The organism is Burkholderia sp. FW306-1C-G01B, from assembly GCF_058781685.1.
Genome location: NZ_JBYSWZ010000009.1, coordinates 265,195 through 279,622, shown reverse-complemented (window position 1 = coordinate 279,622; position 14,428 = coordinate 265,195). Strand labels below are relative to the sequence as shown.

The following is a 14,428-nucleotide window of genomic DNA, read 5'->3' as shown; positions in this document are numbered from 1 at the left end:
GACGCAATGAGCATTTTGGGAATCGAGCAGATCACGTACGGCGTCGACGATCTCGCGACCTGCCGACGCTTTTTCGCCGACTGGGGGCTGAAGGAAGTCGCGCACGACGACACGCGCGCGCGCTTCGAGACGATGAACGGCTGCACCGTGCTGGCCGTCAACGCCGACGATCCGGCGCTGCCGCCCGCGTTCGAAGCGGGCCCGACGCTGCGCGAAGTGACGTGGGGCGTCGCGACGCAGGGCGAAGTCGACGCGCTGCGCACGAAGCTCGCCGGCCAGCCGGGTTATTACTCGCACGACGATGCGGTCGGCTGTATCGACCCGAACGGAATGGCGATCCGCGTCGAAGTCACGCGCAAGCGCGAACTCGACATCACGGGCTCGCCGTCGAACGTGTGGGGCCAGACGCTGCGCGTCGACCAGCCGAGCCCGATCTATGCACGCGCGGAGCCGGTCGAGGTCGGGCATGTCGTGTTCTTCACGAACTGCCTTGACGAACAGGAAAAGTTCTATCACGAACTGCTCGGCTTCGAGACGTCCGATCGCTACCCGGGCCGCGGCGCGTTCATGCGCTGCGCGCCGCACGGCGGCCATCACGACCTGTTCCTGCTCGCGCTGCCGAACGGAAAGCGCGGCCTGAACCACGTCGCATTCACCGTGCGCGACATCCACGAAGTGTTCGGCGGCGGCATGCATATCGACCGCTGCGGCTGGGAAACGCAACTCGGCCCGGGCCGTCACCCGGTGTCGTCTGCGTACTTCTGGTACTTCCAGAATCCGGCCGGTGCGCTGATCGAGTACTACGCGGACGAGGACGTGCTGACGCCCGAATGGCAGCCGCGCGAATTCGAGCCGGGCCCGACCGTGTTCGCCGAGTGGGCCGTCGACGGCGGCCTCGACGGCAACACGCGCCGGCAGAAAAACGCGAAGGCGCCGGAAGGCAAGTTCATGACGGAGCGCAAATCGTGACCGAAGCGAACACACAGGCGCAGCCCGCGCCCGGCACGGTCGTCGTGATCGGCGGCGGCCAGGCCGCCGGCTGGGTGCTGAAGACGTTGCGCGCGGAAGGTTACACGGGCCGCCTCGTGATGATCGCGGACGAGCCGCACCTGCCGTACGAGCGTCCGCCGCTGTCGAAGGCCGTGCTGGCCGGCGACGCCGATATCGAAACCGTACGCGTCGTGCGCCCGGATGAATTCGGCGCGCTCGATATCGAAGCATGGCAACCGGAACGCGCGGCGTCGATCGACCGCGCGCGCCGCGTGGTGACGACCGCCAGCGGCCGCGAGATCGAATACGACCGGCTCGTGATCGCGACCGGCGGCACGTCGCGCCGCCTGCCGGACGCAATCGTGAGGACGCCGAACCTGCATTACCTGCGCACGCTCGACGAAGCGGCAGCGCTTGGCGAGAAGCTGCGCGCGAGCCAACGCGTGCTCGTGATCGGCGGCGGCTGGATCGGCCTCGAAGTCGCGGCGACCGCGCGCAAGCTCGGCGTCGAGGCGGTCGTGGTCGAAGGCGCGCCGCGCCTGTGCGGCCGCTCGGTGCCGCAGATCGTGTCGGATTTCCTGCTCGATCTGCATCGCACGAACGGCGTCGACGTGCGTCTCGGCGCGGCGCTCGCGTCGCTCGATGCGCAGCCTGGCGACGCATCGAAGGTGCGCGCGACGCTCGCCGACGGCACGACGATCGACGCCGATTTCGCGGTGGCCGGCATCGGCCTCGCGCTGAACGCATCGCTCGCGAGCGATGCGGGGCTGGCCGTCGACGACGGCATCGTCGTCGACGAATTCGGTGCGACGAGCGACCCGGCGATCTTCGCGTGCGGCGATGTCGCGAACCATCACAACGGCTGGCTGAAACGGCGCGTGCGGCTCGAATCGTGGGCCAATGCGCAGAACCAGGCGATCGCGGCCGCGAAAGCCGTGCTCGGCGTGCGCGCGCCGTACGCGGAGATTCCGTGGTTCTGGTCCGATCAGTACGACGTGAACCTGCAGATCCTCGGCGATCTGCCGGCCGATGCGCAGCTCGTCGTGCGCGGCGATCTCGCCGCGCGCCGCGCGACGCTGTTTTTCCTTGGCGACGGGCATGTGAGAGGTGTCATCGCCGTGAACAACGCACGCGAGCTGAAGCTCGCGCGCAAGTGGATGAACCAGGGCCGGGCAGTGGATACGGAAGCCCTGGCGGACACGACCAAAGCGCTTGCCTGACCGGCAAACCAGGAGACACCCCGCATGAGCACTTTCGACAACGTCGTGGCCGGACGCGCCACGATGGAAGCTGCCGCCTCCACGCCCGGCGCGATCATCGCGCGGCTCGAGCGGCTTCCCGGCAACGCGATGCAAATCCGCGCACGCGTGCTGATCGGCACCGCGACGTTCTTCGACGGCTTCGACGTGATCACGATCGCGGCGACGCTGCCGCTGCTGATTCACAAATGGGGGCTGTCGCCGACGCAGATCGGCATGCTGATCGCATCCGGTGCGATCGGCCAGCTGATCGGCGCCTTCCTGTTTCCCGCGCTGGCCGAGAAGCACGGCCGTGTGAAGGCGATCGCATGGAGCTCGGCCGTGATCGGCATCACAAGCATCGCATGCGGTTTCGCGCCGACTTTCGAGGTGTTCGTGCTGCTGCGGATCCTGCAGGGGCTCGGGCTCGGCGGCGAGCTGCCGGTGGCCGCGACGTACATCAACGAGATCACGCGCGCGCATGGCCGCGGCCGTTTCGTGCTGCTATACGAGATCGTGTTCCCGATCGGCCTGCTGGTGTCGATGGCGCTCGGTGCGTGGCTCGTGCCGCGGTTCGGCTGGGAAATCATGTACTTCGTCGGCGGGCTGCCGCTGATCCTGTCGCTCGTGCTCACGCGCCTCGTGCCGGAATCGCCGCGCTGGCTCGCGTCGCGCGGGCGGCTCGCGGAAGCCGGGCGCGCGGTCGGCGTGTTCGAAGCGTCGGTTCGCGGCGAACTGCCGCCGGTCACGCAGGCGGCCGCGTTCGACGAGATGGTGCGCCAGCATCCGAAGCGCAGGATGAGCGACCTGTTCAGCGCCGCGTATCGCAAGCGCACGCTCGCGGTGGCGACGTTGTGGGCGACCTGCGGGTTCATCCAGTACGGACTGTCGACGTGGCTGCCGACGATCTACAAGAACTTCTATCATGCGCCGCTGCAGCTCGCGCTGAACCTCGCGGTGATCGGTTCGGTAATGGGCGTGCTCGGGTCGCTGGCGTCGGCGCTGCTCGTCGACAAGCTCGGCCGCAAGCCGGTGATCGTGTGGTCGTTCGTGCTGTGCGCGCTGTCGCTGGCGCTCGCGGGCATCTATCACGCATCGTCGGTGTATGTCGTTGCGGTCTTCTGCTCGCTGTCGCTCGGGTTGATGGCGTCGGGGTTCATTACCGCGTACGTCTACACGCCGGAACAGTATCCGACGAGCATCCGCGCGTCGGGCTGCGGGCTCGGCAGCGCGTGGCTGAAGATCGCGTCGTTCGTCGCGCCGATGGTCGTGCCGCACGCGATCATCGGCGGGAACCTCGCGCCCGCGTTCTACCTGATCGGCATCGTGCCGCTGATCGCGGCGGTGACCGTGCACTTCGTCGGGATCGAGACGAAGGGGAAGGTACTGGAGGCGCTCGAAGCGTAAGCGCGGCCGGCGGTAGCGGACGATGTCCGGGCCTTTTTGTCTGGGGCGATCCGTTGGCAACGGAGCGCGTTGCGCGCAACCTGAAGACGTCCGCGAGCATGTCGATCTCGACGCAGCGCAAGGATAGGCGAAGGCTTGCCGTCCGACCTGACCGAACGGTTTTACGCGCTTGCGACTGACCGGGCCGGTACTTCGGTCCAGCGCCGAATAAAAAAATGGCGCCGCGAGCATGCAGCCTGCGGCGCCATTGCGCGATGCTGCGACGGCAACAACCCGCCGCAGCCCGACCCGTGTGCTTACATCTGCACGGTGTCGGCCACTTCCTTGAAGTCTTCGATCTGGTCGAAGTTCATGTACTTGTAGATCTTGTCGCCGTTGGCGCTGAGCACGCCCATGTCGGCCATGTACTCGTCCTTGGTCGGGATCTTGCCCAGGCGCGAGCAGATTGCCGCCAGTTCCGCCGAGCCGAGGTACACGTTCGTGTTCTTGCCCAGGCGGTTCGGGAAGTTGCGGGTCGACGTCGACATGACCGTCGCGCCTTCGCGCACCTGTGCCTGGTTGCCCATGCACAGCGAGCAGCCCGGCATTTCGGTACGCGCACCGGCCGTGCCGAACACGCCGTAGTGACCTTCTTCCGTCAGCTGCTTCTGGTCCATCTTGGTCGGCGGGGCGACCCACAGCTTGACCGGGATGTCGCGCTTGCCTTCGAGCAGCTTCGACGCCGCACGGAAGTGGCCGATGTTGGTCATGCACGAGCCGATGAACACTTCGTCGATCTTCGCGCCAGCGACGTCGGACAGCGTCTTCACGTCGTCCGGGTCGTTCGGGCATGCGACGATCGGCTCATGGATGTCGGCGAGATCGATCTCGATGACGGCCGCGTAGTCGGCGTCGGCATCCGGCGACAGCAGTTGCGGGTCGGCCAGCCACTGCTCCATTGCCGCGATACGGCGCTGCAGGCTGCGCGGATCCTGGTAGCCCTGCGCGATCATCCACTTCAGCAGCGTGACGTTGCTGTTCAGGTATTCGATGATCGGTTCCTTGTTCAGGTGGACCGTGCAACCGGCGGCCGAACGCTCGGCGGACGCATCCGACAGTTCGAACGCTTGCTCGACCTTCAGGTCGGGCAGGCCTTCGATTTCGAGAATGCGGCCCGAGAAGATGTTCTTCTTGCCTTGCTTGGCGACCGTCAGCATGCCTTGCTTGATCGCGTACAGCGGAATCGCGTTGACGAGGTCGCGCAGCGTGACGCCCGGCTGCATCTTGCCCTTGAAGCGGACCAGCACCGATTCCGGCATGTCCAGCGGCATCGTGCCGGTGGCGGCCGCGAAGGCCACCAGGCCCGAGCCTGCCGGGAAGCTGATGCCGATCGGGAAGCGCGTGTGCGAATCGCCGCCGGTGCCGACGGTGTCGGGCAGCAGCATGCGGTTCAGCCACGAGTGGATCACGCCGTCGCCCGGACGCAGCGCGATGCCGCCGCGCGTGCTGATGAAGTTCGGCAGCGTCTGGTGCGTCTTCACGTCGACCGGCTTCGGATAAGCGGCGGTGTGGCAGAACGACTGCATCACGAGGTCGGCCGAGAAGCCGAGGCACGCGAGATCCTTCAGTTCGTCGCGGGTCATCGGGCCCGTGGTGTCCTGCGAGCCGACCGAGGTCATCTTCGGTTCGCAGTACGTGCCCGGGCGGACGCCCTGGCCTTCCGGCAGACCGCATGCGCGGCCGACCATCTTCTGCGCGAGCGAGAAGCCCTTGCCGCTGTCGGCCGGCTGGTGCGGCAGGCGGAACAGCGTCGACGGCGCGAGGTCCAGCGCTTCGCGTGCCTTCGCGGTCAGGCCGCGGCCGATGATCAGCGGAATGCGGCCGCCGGCGCGCACTTCGTCGAACAGCACGTCGGACTTGACCTGGAATTCGGCGATCACTTCGCCGTTCTTCAGCGCCTTGCCGTCATACGGACGCAGTTCGACCACGTCGCCCATTTCCATCTGCGACACGTCGAGTTCGATCGGCAGCGCGCCCGCGTCTTCCATCGTGTTGTAGAAGATCGGAGCGATCTTGCCGCCGAGGCACACGCCGCCGAAGCGCTTGTTCGGAACGAACGGGATGTCTTCGCCGGTGAACCACAGCACCGAGTTGGTGGCCGACTTGCGCGAGGAGCCGGTGCCGACCACGTCGCCCACGTATGCGACCAGGTGACCCTTTTCCTTCAGCGACTCGATGAACTTGACCGGGCCGCGCTTGCCGTCTTCTTCCGGCGTGATGCCCGGGCGCGCGTTCTTCAGCATCGCCAGCGCGTGCATCGGGATGTCCGGGCGGGTGGTCGCGTCCGGTGCCGGCGACAGGTCGTCTGTGTTGGTTTCGCCCGTCACCTTGAAGACGGTGACGGTCAGGCTTTGCGGCACTTCCGGACGGCTCGTGAACCATTCGGCGTCGGCCCAGCTTTGCAGCACGGCCTTCGCGTGGGCGTTGCCCTTGTCGGCGAGTTCCTTCACGTCATGGAACTGGTCGAACATCAGCAGGGTTTTCTTCAGCGCGTCGGCGGCCACGGCCGCGACTGCGTCGTCGGACAGCAGTTCGATCAGCGGCTGGATGTTGTAGCCGCCCAGCATCGTGCCGAGCAGTTCGGTGGCGCGCGCGCGCGAGATCAGCGGGCAGGCGGTCTCGCCTTTGGCCACGGCGGCCAGGAAGCCGGCCTTCACGCGGGCGGCTTCGTCGACGCCGGCCGGCACGCGGTAGGTGATCAGTTCGAGCAGCGTCTGCTCTTCGCCGGCGGGCGGGTTCGTCAGCAGTTCCACCAGTTCGGCGGTTTGCTGAGCCGTCAGCGGCAGGGGAGGAATACCGAGCGCGGCGCGGGCGGCCACGTGAGCGCGAAAGTTTTCAAGCATGGGGAGACCTGCTGATATGGCGTTTGAGGGGAAGGCCTTTCCGGCACTCCGGGGCTGTTCCAGGCACTGCTTTGAGCGGGATTCTAATCTCAATGAACTGTAACGTCAAATGTCTTATGTCTTATATAAGAGTTGTCGGGCAAGATGCGGGGGAGCGTGGCGGCGCGGGGGAGTCGGCGTTTCCGTGCGTGCTCCGGGGGGCGGCCCGAGCGCCTTTGCGGACAAGGTATTTCGTGTGGTTCTTGCGATAGCCGGCAGGAGGGGGGGGCGATTTGCGGCTGGCTGCCCGGCTGCGGTTTGGGGGCGTCCGTTGACGCCAGGTCGGTCTCTTCGGGGTTCGCTTTCGTTATGTGGAACAGAAGCGGGCCGTGCGAAGCCGCGCCGGACGACTACACGCCCCAGCTAGAGAAGCCCTTGCGCTCGATTCTGGTTTCAGGTGCCGCACATATCTGCACAAGCACGCAAGAAGCGGTACACACGCCAACGCCACGATGAAATAGTAGCGGCGCGCGTCCTATCTCCGCTTTGCCCGATACGCGTCGAGATTCTTCCGCGCCTGCGCGCGGATCGCGCGTTGCACGAACGGCGTCCAGCCGAGCAGGGCGCCCTTCAGCCCAAGCGCCTGACGCGCCCAGCGCCACAGGTCGAAACTGTCGCGATGCTCGGCGATGAGCCCGTCGCGGAACCGGAAACGCGCATCGATCCGGTTGACCACCATGCGGCCGGTCGCGGTGAACCGGTAGTGCGCGACCCACTGCGCGCGCCCGGTTTGTTCGTCCGCGTCGACCTCGCCGAACGTCAACGAAAATTCCTGCGCACGCGCCACCAGCATGCGCCACATGTCGCGCGCGAGCTCGCCGCGCAGCTCGCCGAACGCGGGATCGCTGAAGACGATGTCATCGGCATAGCAGGCGAGCATCGCGTCGATGTCGCGCTGCTGAAAGGCCGTGTAAAAACGCTGGATCAAATCGGTGTTGAGATGACTCATCTTTTGATTGACTGTTGTTGTAGATGAAGCGGCGTCTTCCCCGCGACGGCACGGGCCACGAGCAGACCTTCAGCATGAACGGCGTCCGGAGCGTGACATCCGTCGCGACATCGATCGAGAAAATGACGGTAAACAGCGGGAATTGACTCGAATGCGATCGGAACGTCACCGGATTCGCGTCAACGGTTCGCCATCGCGACGTCCCGGTTGCCTCGCCCGGTCACGAGGCAACCCGACATGAATGCCTCGCTCTGGCTGCCGGCGGCCGCCTCGCCGAAGCCGCGGCCGAGCGCGTCGGCCTTCACCTGCGCGGCGCCCTGTTCGCATGCAAGCGGGCTGGCGTCGCGGCCCTGCGCATGCAGGATCGCGCGATCGGCAATGAGATACGCCAGCAGCGCGAAAACAGCGATATGTACGGCTCGTCTCATGGTGCGTCTCCTCGTCGCTCAAGCGTAACGCGGACACGTTCGGCGAAGCACTTGGGGCTTCCCCCGGTAAACGTCTGCTGAATCGGTGGCGGGGCGGCGTGATCCCGTCGCGTTTTTCGTGTTTCGCGTGCAAAAGGAACGGAGCTTTCAGGCTGGCGGCCGGCAGACGAGGATAGGCACGCAGCGCGGCAATCGTGCGACGGATTTCGGTGCGAGAGGTGTGTGATTCGCGCGAGTTTGACGAATGTCAGGGTACTGGCGGGAGGGGGCGGTCGCGCTGCCGCTCAAAGCGATAGCATGAATGCATGATTTGACGGAACGCGATGACGGATGAATGCATCGGTTCCGGCAAGCAGGTGCGTGCCGAACATCGCTGTCGAAATAGTGAGGAATCCAAATGCTTAACGTCTCTTCCGTGCTGATCAGTCTTGCTCCGATGTGGGCAATCCTGCTGGTTGCGTCTTCGGCGGCCGCCTATTTCGTGTTCTGGCGCAAGGTCATCAAATAAGCGCCGCGTGAGGGGCAGTACACGTGCGGCGCGCAACGCGCACACATACTGCGCCGCTCATTCGTCCGTCGCTGGTGCAAGCCTGCGGCCCGTCGTGAGACTGTCGACACGCATCGTTTCCGTCATTGCACGGCCGTCACCGGCACATTCGAAATCCGCACCAGCCGGCCCATCACGCTGCGGCGAAACACCGACATCAGTGCATGAAGCGGGTCGTGCCGCGGCGCGACGACCACGATCTCGTCGCATCCGGTCTCGGCCGCCACGGCCGCGATCGTATCGGCCACCGGCCCGACCTTCTTCACGACGCTGTATTTGACGCCGGCATCCTGCAGAATCCGCTCCGCCATGGCCAGATCGTCGGACGCGAACTTTTCCTCGATCGAGCGCAGCCGCGACAGCGGGTGATAGGCCTCGAGCCGCGTCGATTCGAGCGGCGCCTGAACGTTGATCAGCACGATCTCCGACGCGCACCGCTCGCGATACAGGAATGTCGCGTGGCGAACCGCCTGAAGCGAGCGTGGCGAGTGACCGACCGGAACCAGCAGCTTGAGCATGAACGATGTCCAGGGAACAAGATGCTTCCAGCGTAGCGCGCCGCCGGAACGAACCATCTAAAGAGATCGGGCGATCGCGTAAAAATGTCGTTAACGCGCGCCGTCTCGTGTCGCGCCTATTAGAAATATAAGAAATTTTAGTTTATGCGCATAAACGATTTCATCGATCGGGCCGGCGTGGGCGGCCCGGTATGCTTTGCCCCGATTCAGTCGGATTCGCAATGAATCGCGACGGAAAATATCGGAGGTCGCCGAATCGGGGTCGCGTAGAGTAGAGAGCATCGGCCGCGGCGCGGCCCCTCCCGGCCGGTTCGGGGGCGACCGCCGCCGCCACGCGGCCTGCCATTCCATTCCGATTTCAGGAGACCCGCATGCCGCACGGCGCCCCGCAGCTTCTCGCTCCCGCCTCCATCCCCGTCGACCCGATCGTGCGCCTGTCGGCCGGCGAGCTCGCGTCGGCGATCCGCGGCAAGGCGATCTCGTGCGTCGAGACGATGCGCGCGTATCTCGACCACGTCGAGCGCGTGAACGGCGCAGTCAATGCGATCGTCGCGCTGCGCGAGCGCGATGCGCTGCTCGCCGAAGCCGCGGAAAAGGATGCCGCGCTGGCGCGCGGCGAGTACCAAGGCTGGATGCACGGGATGCCGCAGGCGCCGAAGGATCTGGCGATGACGAAGGGGCTGCGGACCACCTACGGCTCGCCGATCTTCCGCGAGAACGTGCCGCAGGCCGATTCCGTCGGCGTCGCGCGGATGCGCGCGGCCGGCGCGATCTTCATCGGCAAGACCAATACGCCGGAGTTCGGGCTCGGTTCGCACACGTTCAACGAGGTTTATGGTGCGACGCGCAATCCGTACGACCTGACGAAGAGCGCGGGCGGCAGCAGCGGCGGCACGGCGGCGGCGCTCGCGTCGCGGATGCTGCCGGTGGCGGACGGCAGCGATTTCGGCGGCTCGCTGCGCAATCCGGCCGCGTTCTGCAACATCTACGGCTTCCGCCCGTCGCAGGGGCGCGTACCGCGCTGGCCGGCCGTCGACGTGTTCATGCAGCAGCTCGGCATCGAAGGGCCGATGGGCCGCACGGTCGGCGACGTCGCGCAGCTGCTCGCGATCCAGGCCGGCTACGACCGCAACGATCCGCTGTCGCTCGCGGAAGATCCGGCCGTGTTCGCGCAGCCGCTCGACGCGGACCTGCGCGGCAAGCGCATCGCGTGGGTCGGCGACTGGAACGGTTATCTCGCGACCGAGGCCGGCGTGCTCGCGCAGTGCGAACAGGGGCTGGCAACGCTGCGCGAGATCGGCTGCGACGTCGATGCCGCGCTGCCGGCATTCGCGCCCGACCGGATCTGGCGCCTGTGGCTCGTGCATCGGCACCTGCTGTCCGGCGGCGGGCTGCTCGCGCACTATCGCGACCCGGCGCGCCGCGCGCTGCTGAAGCCCGAGGCGATCTACGAGGTCGAAGGGCTGCTCGCGATGCAGGGCGCGGCCGTGTTCGACGCGAGCGTCGAGCGCACCGTGTGGCACCAGGCCGTGCTGAGCTTCTTCGATCGCTACGACTTCATCGCGGCGCCGACCGCGCAGGTGTTTCCGTTCGACGTCGACCAGCGCTGGCCGAAGGAAATCGCGGGCCGCGCGATGGACACTTATCACCGCTGGATGGAAACGGTCGTGCCGTGGACGCTGGCCGGCTGTCCGGTGATCAACGTGCCGGTCGGCTTCAATGACGCGGGGCTGCCGATGGGGATGCAGCTGATCGGGCGTCCGCGCGCCGATCTCGCCGTGCTGCAGCTCGCGCGCGGCTACGAGCAGGCGGCCGACTGGGTCGGCCGGCGGCTGCCGGCGTGGATGGCTGCGTAAGGTCGCGGCCGGCCGGCAGCCGGTAACGGGTAGCAGGGTGACGGGTAGCAGGGTGACGAAACGGGTGGCGGCGAGCCGCCCGTTTTGCTTCGATCCCCGAACGCGATGTTTGTCGGCACCCAGCACTCAGCACGCCCGCGAGAACGCGTTTCCGGGCCGCGATACGTTTTGCGGTACCGCTCGCAGAACCCGAAACCCGCCGTCATTCATGCAACCGGAGAACGAATGCCGGCACAGGCGTGATATCGCGCATCAACCGCGGACGAATCCGCTCGACCGTGTCCGTCGGTCGCGGAATTGCAAGCGGCCGCGTGGCGTGATTTCGTTTCGATGTGTTTCAGTCGTTGCGGCGGCGCGCGACGCGCTTCGACAATATCGGCCTCAATCATTCCGGCACGAGGGAAACACATGAAGCACATTCGCGCGACGGGCAGGCATCTGGCCTCGGCAGGCATCGCGTTCGGCATCCTGGCGAGCGGCGCCGCGCACGCGCAGCTCGATCTGCAGTCGCTCGGCGCATCGCTGCTCGGCGGCGGCCAGCAACAGGCAGCGCCCGCGCAGGGCGGCATCGCGCAACTGCTGCAGGCGTATGTCGGTGCGAACCAGCAGGTGTTGTCCGGCCAGTCGTCGCTCGCGTCGGCGATGGGGTTGACCGGCGCGGCCGGGCAGGCGCAGCAGGCCGCGAGCCAGCTGGCCGGCGGCGATGCGCTGACGCCGGCCGCACTGTCGCAGATGGGCGGCGCGCAGCAGTCGGTGTCGCAGGCGCTCGGCCAGGCTTTCGCGAGCGGCGGCGCGTCGCACGGCCCGATCGACAAGCAGGCGTTCAGCAACGGCCTCGCATCGCTCGGCCAGGGGCTTACGCAGTATTCGCAACTGCAGTCGGGGCTCGGCAATCTCGGTTCGACGAGCGCCGCGTCGCTGCTGCAGTCAGGCCTGAATCCGCAGAACATGCAGGCCGCGTCGTATATCGCGCAAAGCGCGCCGGGCCAGTTGCAGTCGCTCGCGGCGATGCTCAACCAGGCCGTGCAGTTCGCGACGAGCCAGGGCATTTCGGTGCCGTCGGTCGCGTCGTCGGCGCTGAAGCTGCTGCCGTAACGTTGCGCGGGGCCGCGCGCGGTGCGGTGCCGGCATCGCGCGCGACGGCGGACAATCGCCCCGCCCAACATGGGGATTTCGCGCGATGCTATCGTGGCGTGTCCTTTTTACCGGTGCAGGTTCATGACTGACTCGTTCGACCTCTCGCGCTATTTCTCCCGCATCGGCTACGACGGCCCGGCCGAGCCGACGCTCGACGTGCTGCGCCGGCTGCATCTGCTGCACCCGCAGGCGATTCCGTTCGAAAACCTCAATCCGCTGACCGGCGCGCGCGTCGCGCTCGACCTGCCCGCGATCGTCGACAAGGTGATCGGGCATCGCCGCGGCGGCTACTGCTTCGAACTCAACAAGCTGTTCCATACCGCGCTCACGACGATCGGTTTTCGCGTGACGCCGCTGATCGCGCGCGTGCGCTGGATGCGGCCGCCCGAGATCGTCACCGCGCAGACGCACATGCTGCTGCGCATCGATCTCGACGATGCGGTCTGGCTCGCGGACATCGGCTTCGGCAGCGCGACGCTGACCGCGCCGCTGCGCTTCGTGCCGGGCGAGCGGCAACTGACGCCGCATGGCGCGTTTCGCGTGATCGACGCGCCGGTCGACGGCGAATTCGACATGCAGTTCGAAATCCCCGATGGCTGGCAGACCACTTACCGTTTCTCGCTGAAGCCGGCCGAGTGGATCGATTACGACGCCGCGAACTGGTTCACGTCGACGTATCCGGAATCGATCTTCGTGAACGACCTGATCGCATGCCGCGTGCTGCCGGACGGCCGCGCGGCGCTGCTCAACACCGCGCTGACGCTGCGCGACGCGGTGGGGGCCGGGCGCACCGTCACGTTCGACGACGCGGCCGCGTGGGGCGCATGCCTGCGCGACACGATCGGCATCGATACGGCAGGGTTCGATCTCGACGCGCTGTTTGCGCGGCTGGCGGCGCGCGCCGCGAAGTAACGACGCGAACCCACGGGGTTCGCGCCGGCGGCCCGCGCGGCGGGCCGCGCCCGATCAAGACATCCCGCTCTCCACCGCCCGCATTTGACAATTGCTATTTTGCTAGCATACTAGCAGCCATGACCGACGAAGAAGTGAAGCAATTCAACGTGTACCTGCCGCTTGGCCTGATCCGGCAGGTCAAGCATCGCGCCATCGAAACGGAGCAATCGCTGTCCGCGCTGGTGGCCGACGCGTTGCGCGCATACCTGGCCGCGCCGCCGCCGGGCGCGGGGCCGTCCACCAAGGAGGAGTGACATGTCATCCGAGCGAATCGAAGCCGTGTACCTGACGACGCACAACTGGGGCAAGTCCGCGAAATTCTTCCAGGCGCTGGGCTTCACGCTGGAATTCGAAACCGATCACAACTCGGGCCAGCTACGCAGCGGCGACGGCCCTTTTCTGTTCATCGCCGAAGTGCCGCCGGGCGAGGTGCCCGACATGCAGGTCGTGCTCAAGGTGCCGGACGAGCAGGCGGTGCGGCCGCAGCCGATCGTCGATGTCGTCACGCCGTTCGAGGACACGCACTGGGGCACGCGCGACATGACCGTGCGCGACCCGGACGGCCGCGTGTGGCGGCTGCAGGCGCCGGGCAAGCAGGGCGCGTGAGGCCGCGATGACCGATACCCGCGAAGACGCCCCCGACAGCACCGCCGCGCGCGTCGCGCTGTGGCGCGCGCTGCACGTCGAACTCGACGCGCCGCCGCACGTGCTCGCCGACGAAGTCGGGCTTCGACTGCTCGCGCCGGCGCCGGGCTGGCAGCAGCGCGGCGACATGGATCCGCGGTTCACGCGGCCGTTTCGCGCGTCGATCGTCGCGCGGGCGCGCTTCATCGAGGATCTCGTGGCCGAGCAGGCCGCGCGCGGCGTGAGCCAGTACGTGATCCTCGGCGCGGGCCTCGACAGTTTCGTGCAGCGCCGGCCCGACATGGCGTCGCGCGTGACCGTCTTCGAAGTCGACCCGCCGGCGCCGCAGGCATGGAAGCAACGCCGCCTGGTCGAACTCGGCTTCGGCGTGCCCGACTGGCTGCGCTTCGTGCCGGTCGATTTCGAGGCGAAGCAGTCGTGGCGCGATGCGCTCGTCGGCGCGGGCTTCGATGCCGGCAAGCCGGCGGTCGTGGTGTCCACCGGCGTCAGCATGTACCTGACGCGCGAAGCGAACGCGGCCGCGCTGCGCGAAGTCGCGTCGCTCGCGCCGGGCTCGACGCTCGCGATGACTTTCCTGCTGCCGCTGGAGAACGCGGACCCGGACGTGCGCCCGGGGCTGGAAATGGCCGCGAAGGGCGCGCGCGCGAGCGGCACGCCGTTCATCAGCTTCTTCATGCCGGCGCAGATCCAGGCGCTCGCGCTGGGGGCCGGCTTCGCGACTGCCGCGCACGTATCGGCCGCCGAACTGACGCGGCGCTATTTCGCCGATCGCACGGACGGCCTGCGGCCGCCGAACAACGCGGAAGAGCTGCTGGTCGCGACGGTCTGATCCAGCCAG

Annotated in this window: 13 protein-coding genes; 9 read left to right on the top strand and 4 right to left on the bottom strand. The window is 67.0% G+C overall.

Annotated elements, in window-relative coordinates; genetic code table 11:
- The first annotated feature begins 6 nt into the window (after positions 1-6).
- Genes AC3WLY_RS19950 through AC3WLY_RS19940 form a run of 3 tightly spaced genes read left to right on the top strand, consistent with a single transcriptional unit; the run spans position 7 to position 3,635 of the window.
- On the top strand, positions 7-969 hold the full coding sequence (locus tag AC3WLY_RS19950) for a VOC family protein (RefSeq protein ID WP_425132036.1): 963 nt from the start codon (positions 7-9) through the stop codon (positions 967-969).
- The gene (locus AC3WLY_RS19945; protein WP_492310408.1) at positions 966-2,210 is read left to right on the top strand and encodes an NAD(P)/FAD-dependent oxidoreductase; all 1,245 of its coding nucleotides are present in this window, start codon (positions 966-968) and stop codon (positions 2,208-2,210) included. Before AC3WLY_RS19950 ends, AC3WLY_RS19945 begins: the two co-directional genes overlap by 4 nt.
- A 24-nt stretch (positions 2,211-2,234) precedes the next feature.
- Positions 2,235-3,635 (top strand): MFS transporter, encoded by a 1,401-nt coding sequence (locus AC3WLY_RS19940; protein WP_034180360.1) that lies wholly within the window; start codon positions 2,235-2,237, stop codon positions 3,633-3,635.
- Between the two features lie 296 nt (positions 3,636-3,931).
- On the opposite strand, the gene acnB is transcribed toward AC3WLY_RS19940, so the two are convergent.
- The 4 genes from acnB to AC3WLY_RS19920 all read right to left on the bottom strand — a co-directional run bounded on the left by acnB (position 3,932) and on the right by AC3WLY_RS19920 (position 8,998).
- The gene (gene acnB, locus AC3WLY_RS19935) at positions 3,932-6,517 is read right to left on the bottom strand and encodes a bifunctional aconitate hydratase 2/2-methylisocitrate dehydratase (RefSeq protein ID WP_492310407.1); all 2,586 of its coding nucleotides are present in this window, start codon (positions 6,515-6,517) and stop codon (positions 3,932-3,934) included.
- A 514-nt stretch (positions 6,518-7,031) separates the two neighbouring features.
- Positions 7,032-7,505: a nuclear transport factor 2 family protein gene (locus AC3WLY_RS19930; protein WP_492310406.1), complete on the bottom strand. Its 474-nt coding sequence runs from the start codon at positions 7,503-7,505 to the stop codon at positions 7,032-7,034.
- A gap of 179 nt (positions 7,506-7,684) precedes the next feature.
- Positions 7,685-7,933, bottom strand: coding sequence for a hypothetical protein (locus AC3WLY_RS19925; protein WP_034180352.1), 249 nt, complete (start codon positions 7,931-7,933; stop codon positions 7,685-7,687).
- A 630-nt stretch (positions 7,934-8,563) separates the two neighbouring features.
- Positions 8,564-8,998 carry a universal stress protein gene (locus AC3WLY_RS19920; protein ID WP_034180351.1) on the bottom strand — a complete coding sequence of 145 codons (435 nt, stop codon included), beginning with the start codon at positions 8,996-8,998 and terminating at the stop codon, positions 8,564-8,566.
- Between the two features lie 371 nt (positions 8,999-9,369).
- Here AC3WLY_RS19920 and AC3WLY_RS19915 point away from each other — a divergent pair, with 371 nt between their 5' ends.
- The 6 genes from AC3WLY_RS19915 (at position 9,370) to AC3WLY_RS19890 (ending at position 14,419) form a co-directional block, all read left to right on the top strand.
- Positions 9,370-10,854 carry an amidase gene (locus tag AC3WLY_RS19915; protein WP_492332708.1) on the top strand — a complete coding sequence of 495 codons (1,485 nt, stop codon included), beginning with the start codon at positions 9,370-9,372 and terminating at the stop codon, positions 10,852-10,854.
- A gap of 408 nt (positions 10,855-11,262) precedes the next feature.
- Complete coding sequence (locus AC3WLY_RS19910; protein WP_492310404.1) at positions 11,263-11,949, top strand: hypothetical protein; 687 nt, start codon at positions 11,263-11,265, stop codon at positions 11,947-11,949.
- Between the two features lie 123 nt (positions 11,950-12,072).
- A complete protein-coding gene (locus AC3WLY_RS19905) occupies positions 12,073-12,903 on the top strand; it encodes an arylamine N-acetyltransferase family protein (protein WP_492310403.1) in 831 nt (276 codons plus the stop codon).
- Between the two features lie 119 nt (positions 12,904-13,022).
- The gene (locus tag AC3WLY_RS19900) at positions 13,023-13,199 is read left to right on the top strand and encodes a ribbon-helix-helix domain-containing protein (protein ID WP_089475130.1); all 177 of its coding nucleotides are present in this window, start codon (positions 13,023-13,025) and stop codon (positions 13,197-13,199) included.
- Between the two features lies 1 nt (position 13,200).
- Entirely contained in the window at positions 13,201-13,551 is a 351-nt protein-coding gene (locus AC3WLY_RS19895; protein WP_310140995.1) for a VOC family protein, read from the top strand.
- 7 nt (positions 13,552-13,558) lie between these two features.
- Positions 13,559-14,419 carry a class I SAM-dependent methyltransferase gene (locus tag AC3WLY_RS19890; RefSeq protein WP_492310402.1) on the top strand — a complete coding sequence of 287 codons (861 nt, stop codon included), beginning with the start codon at positions 13,559-13,561 and terminating at the stop codon, positions 14,417-14,419.
- Positions 14,420-14,428 lie beyond the last annotated feature (9 nt).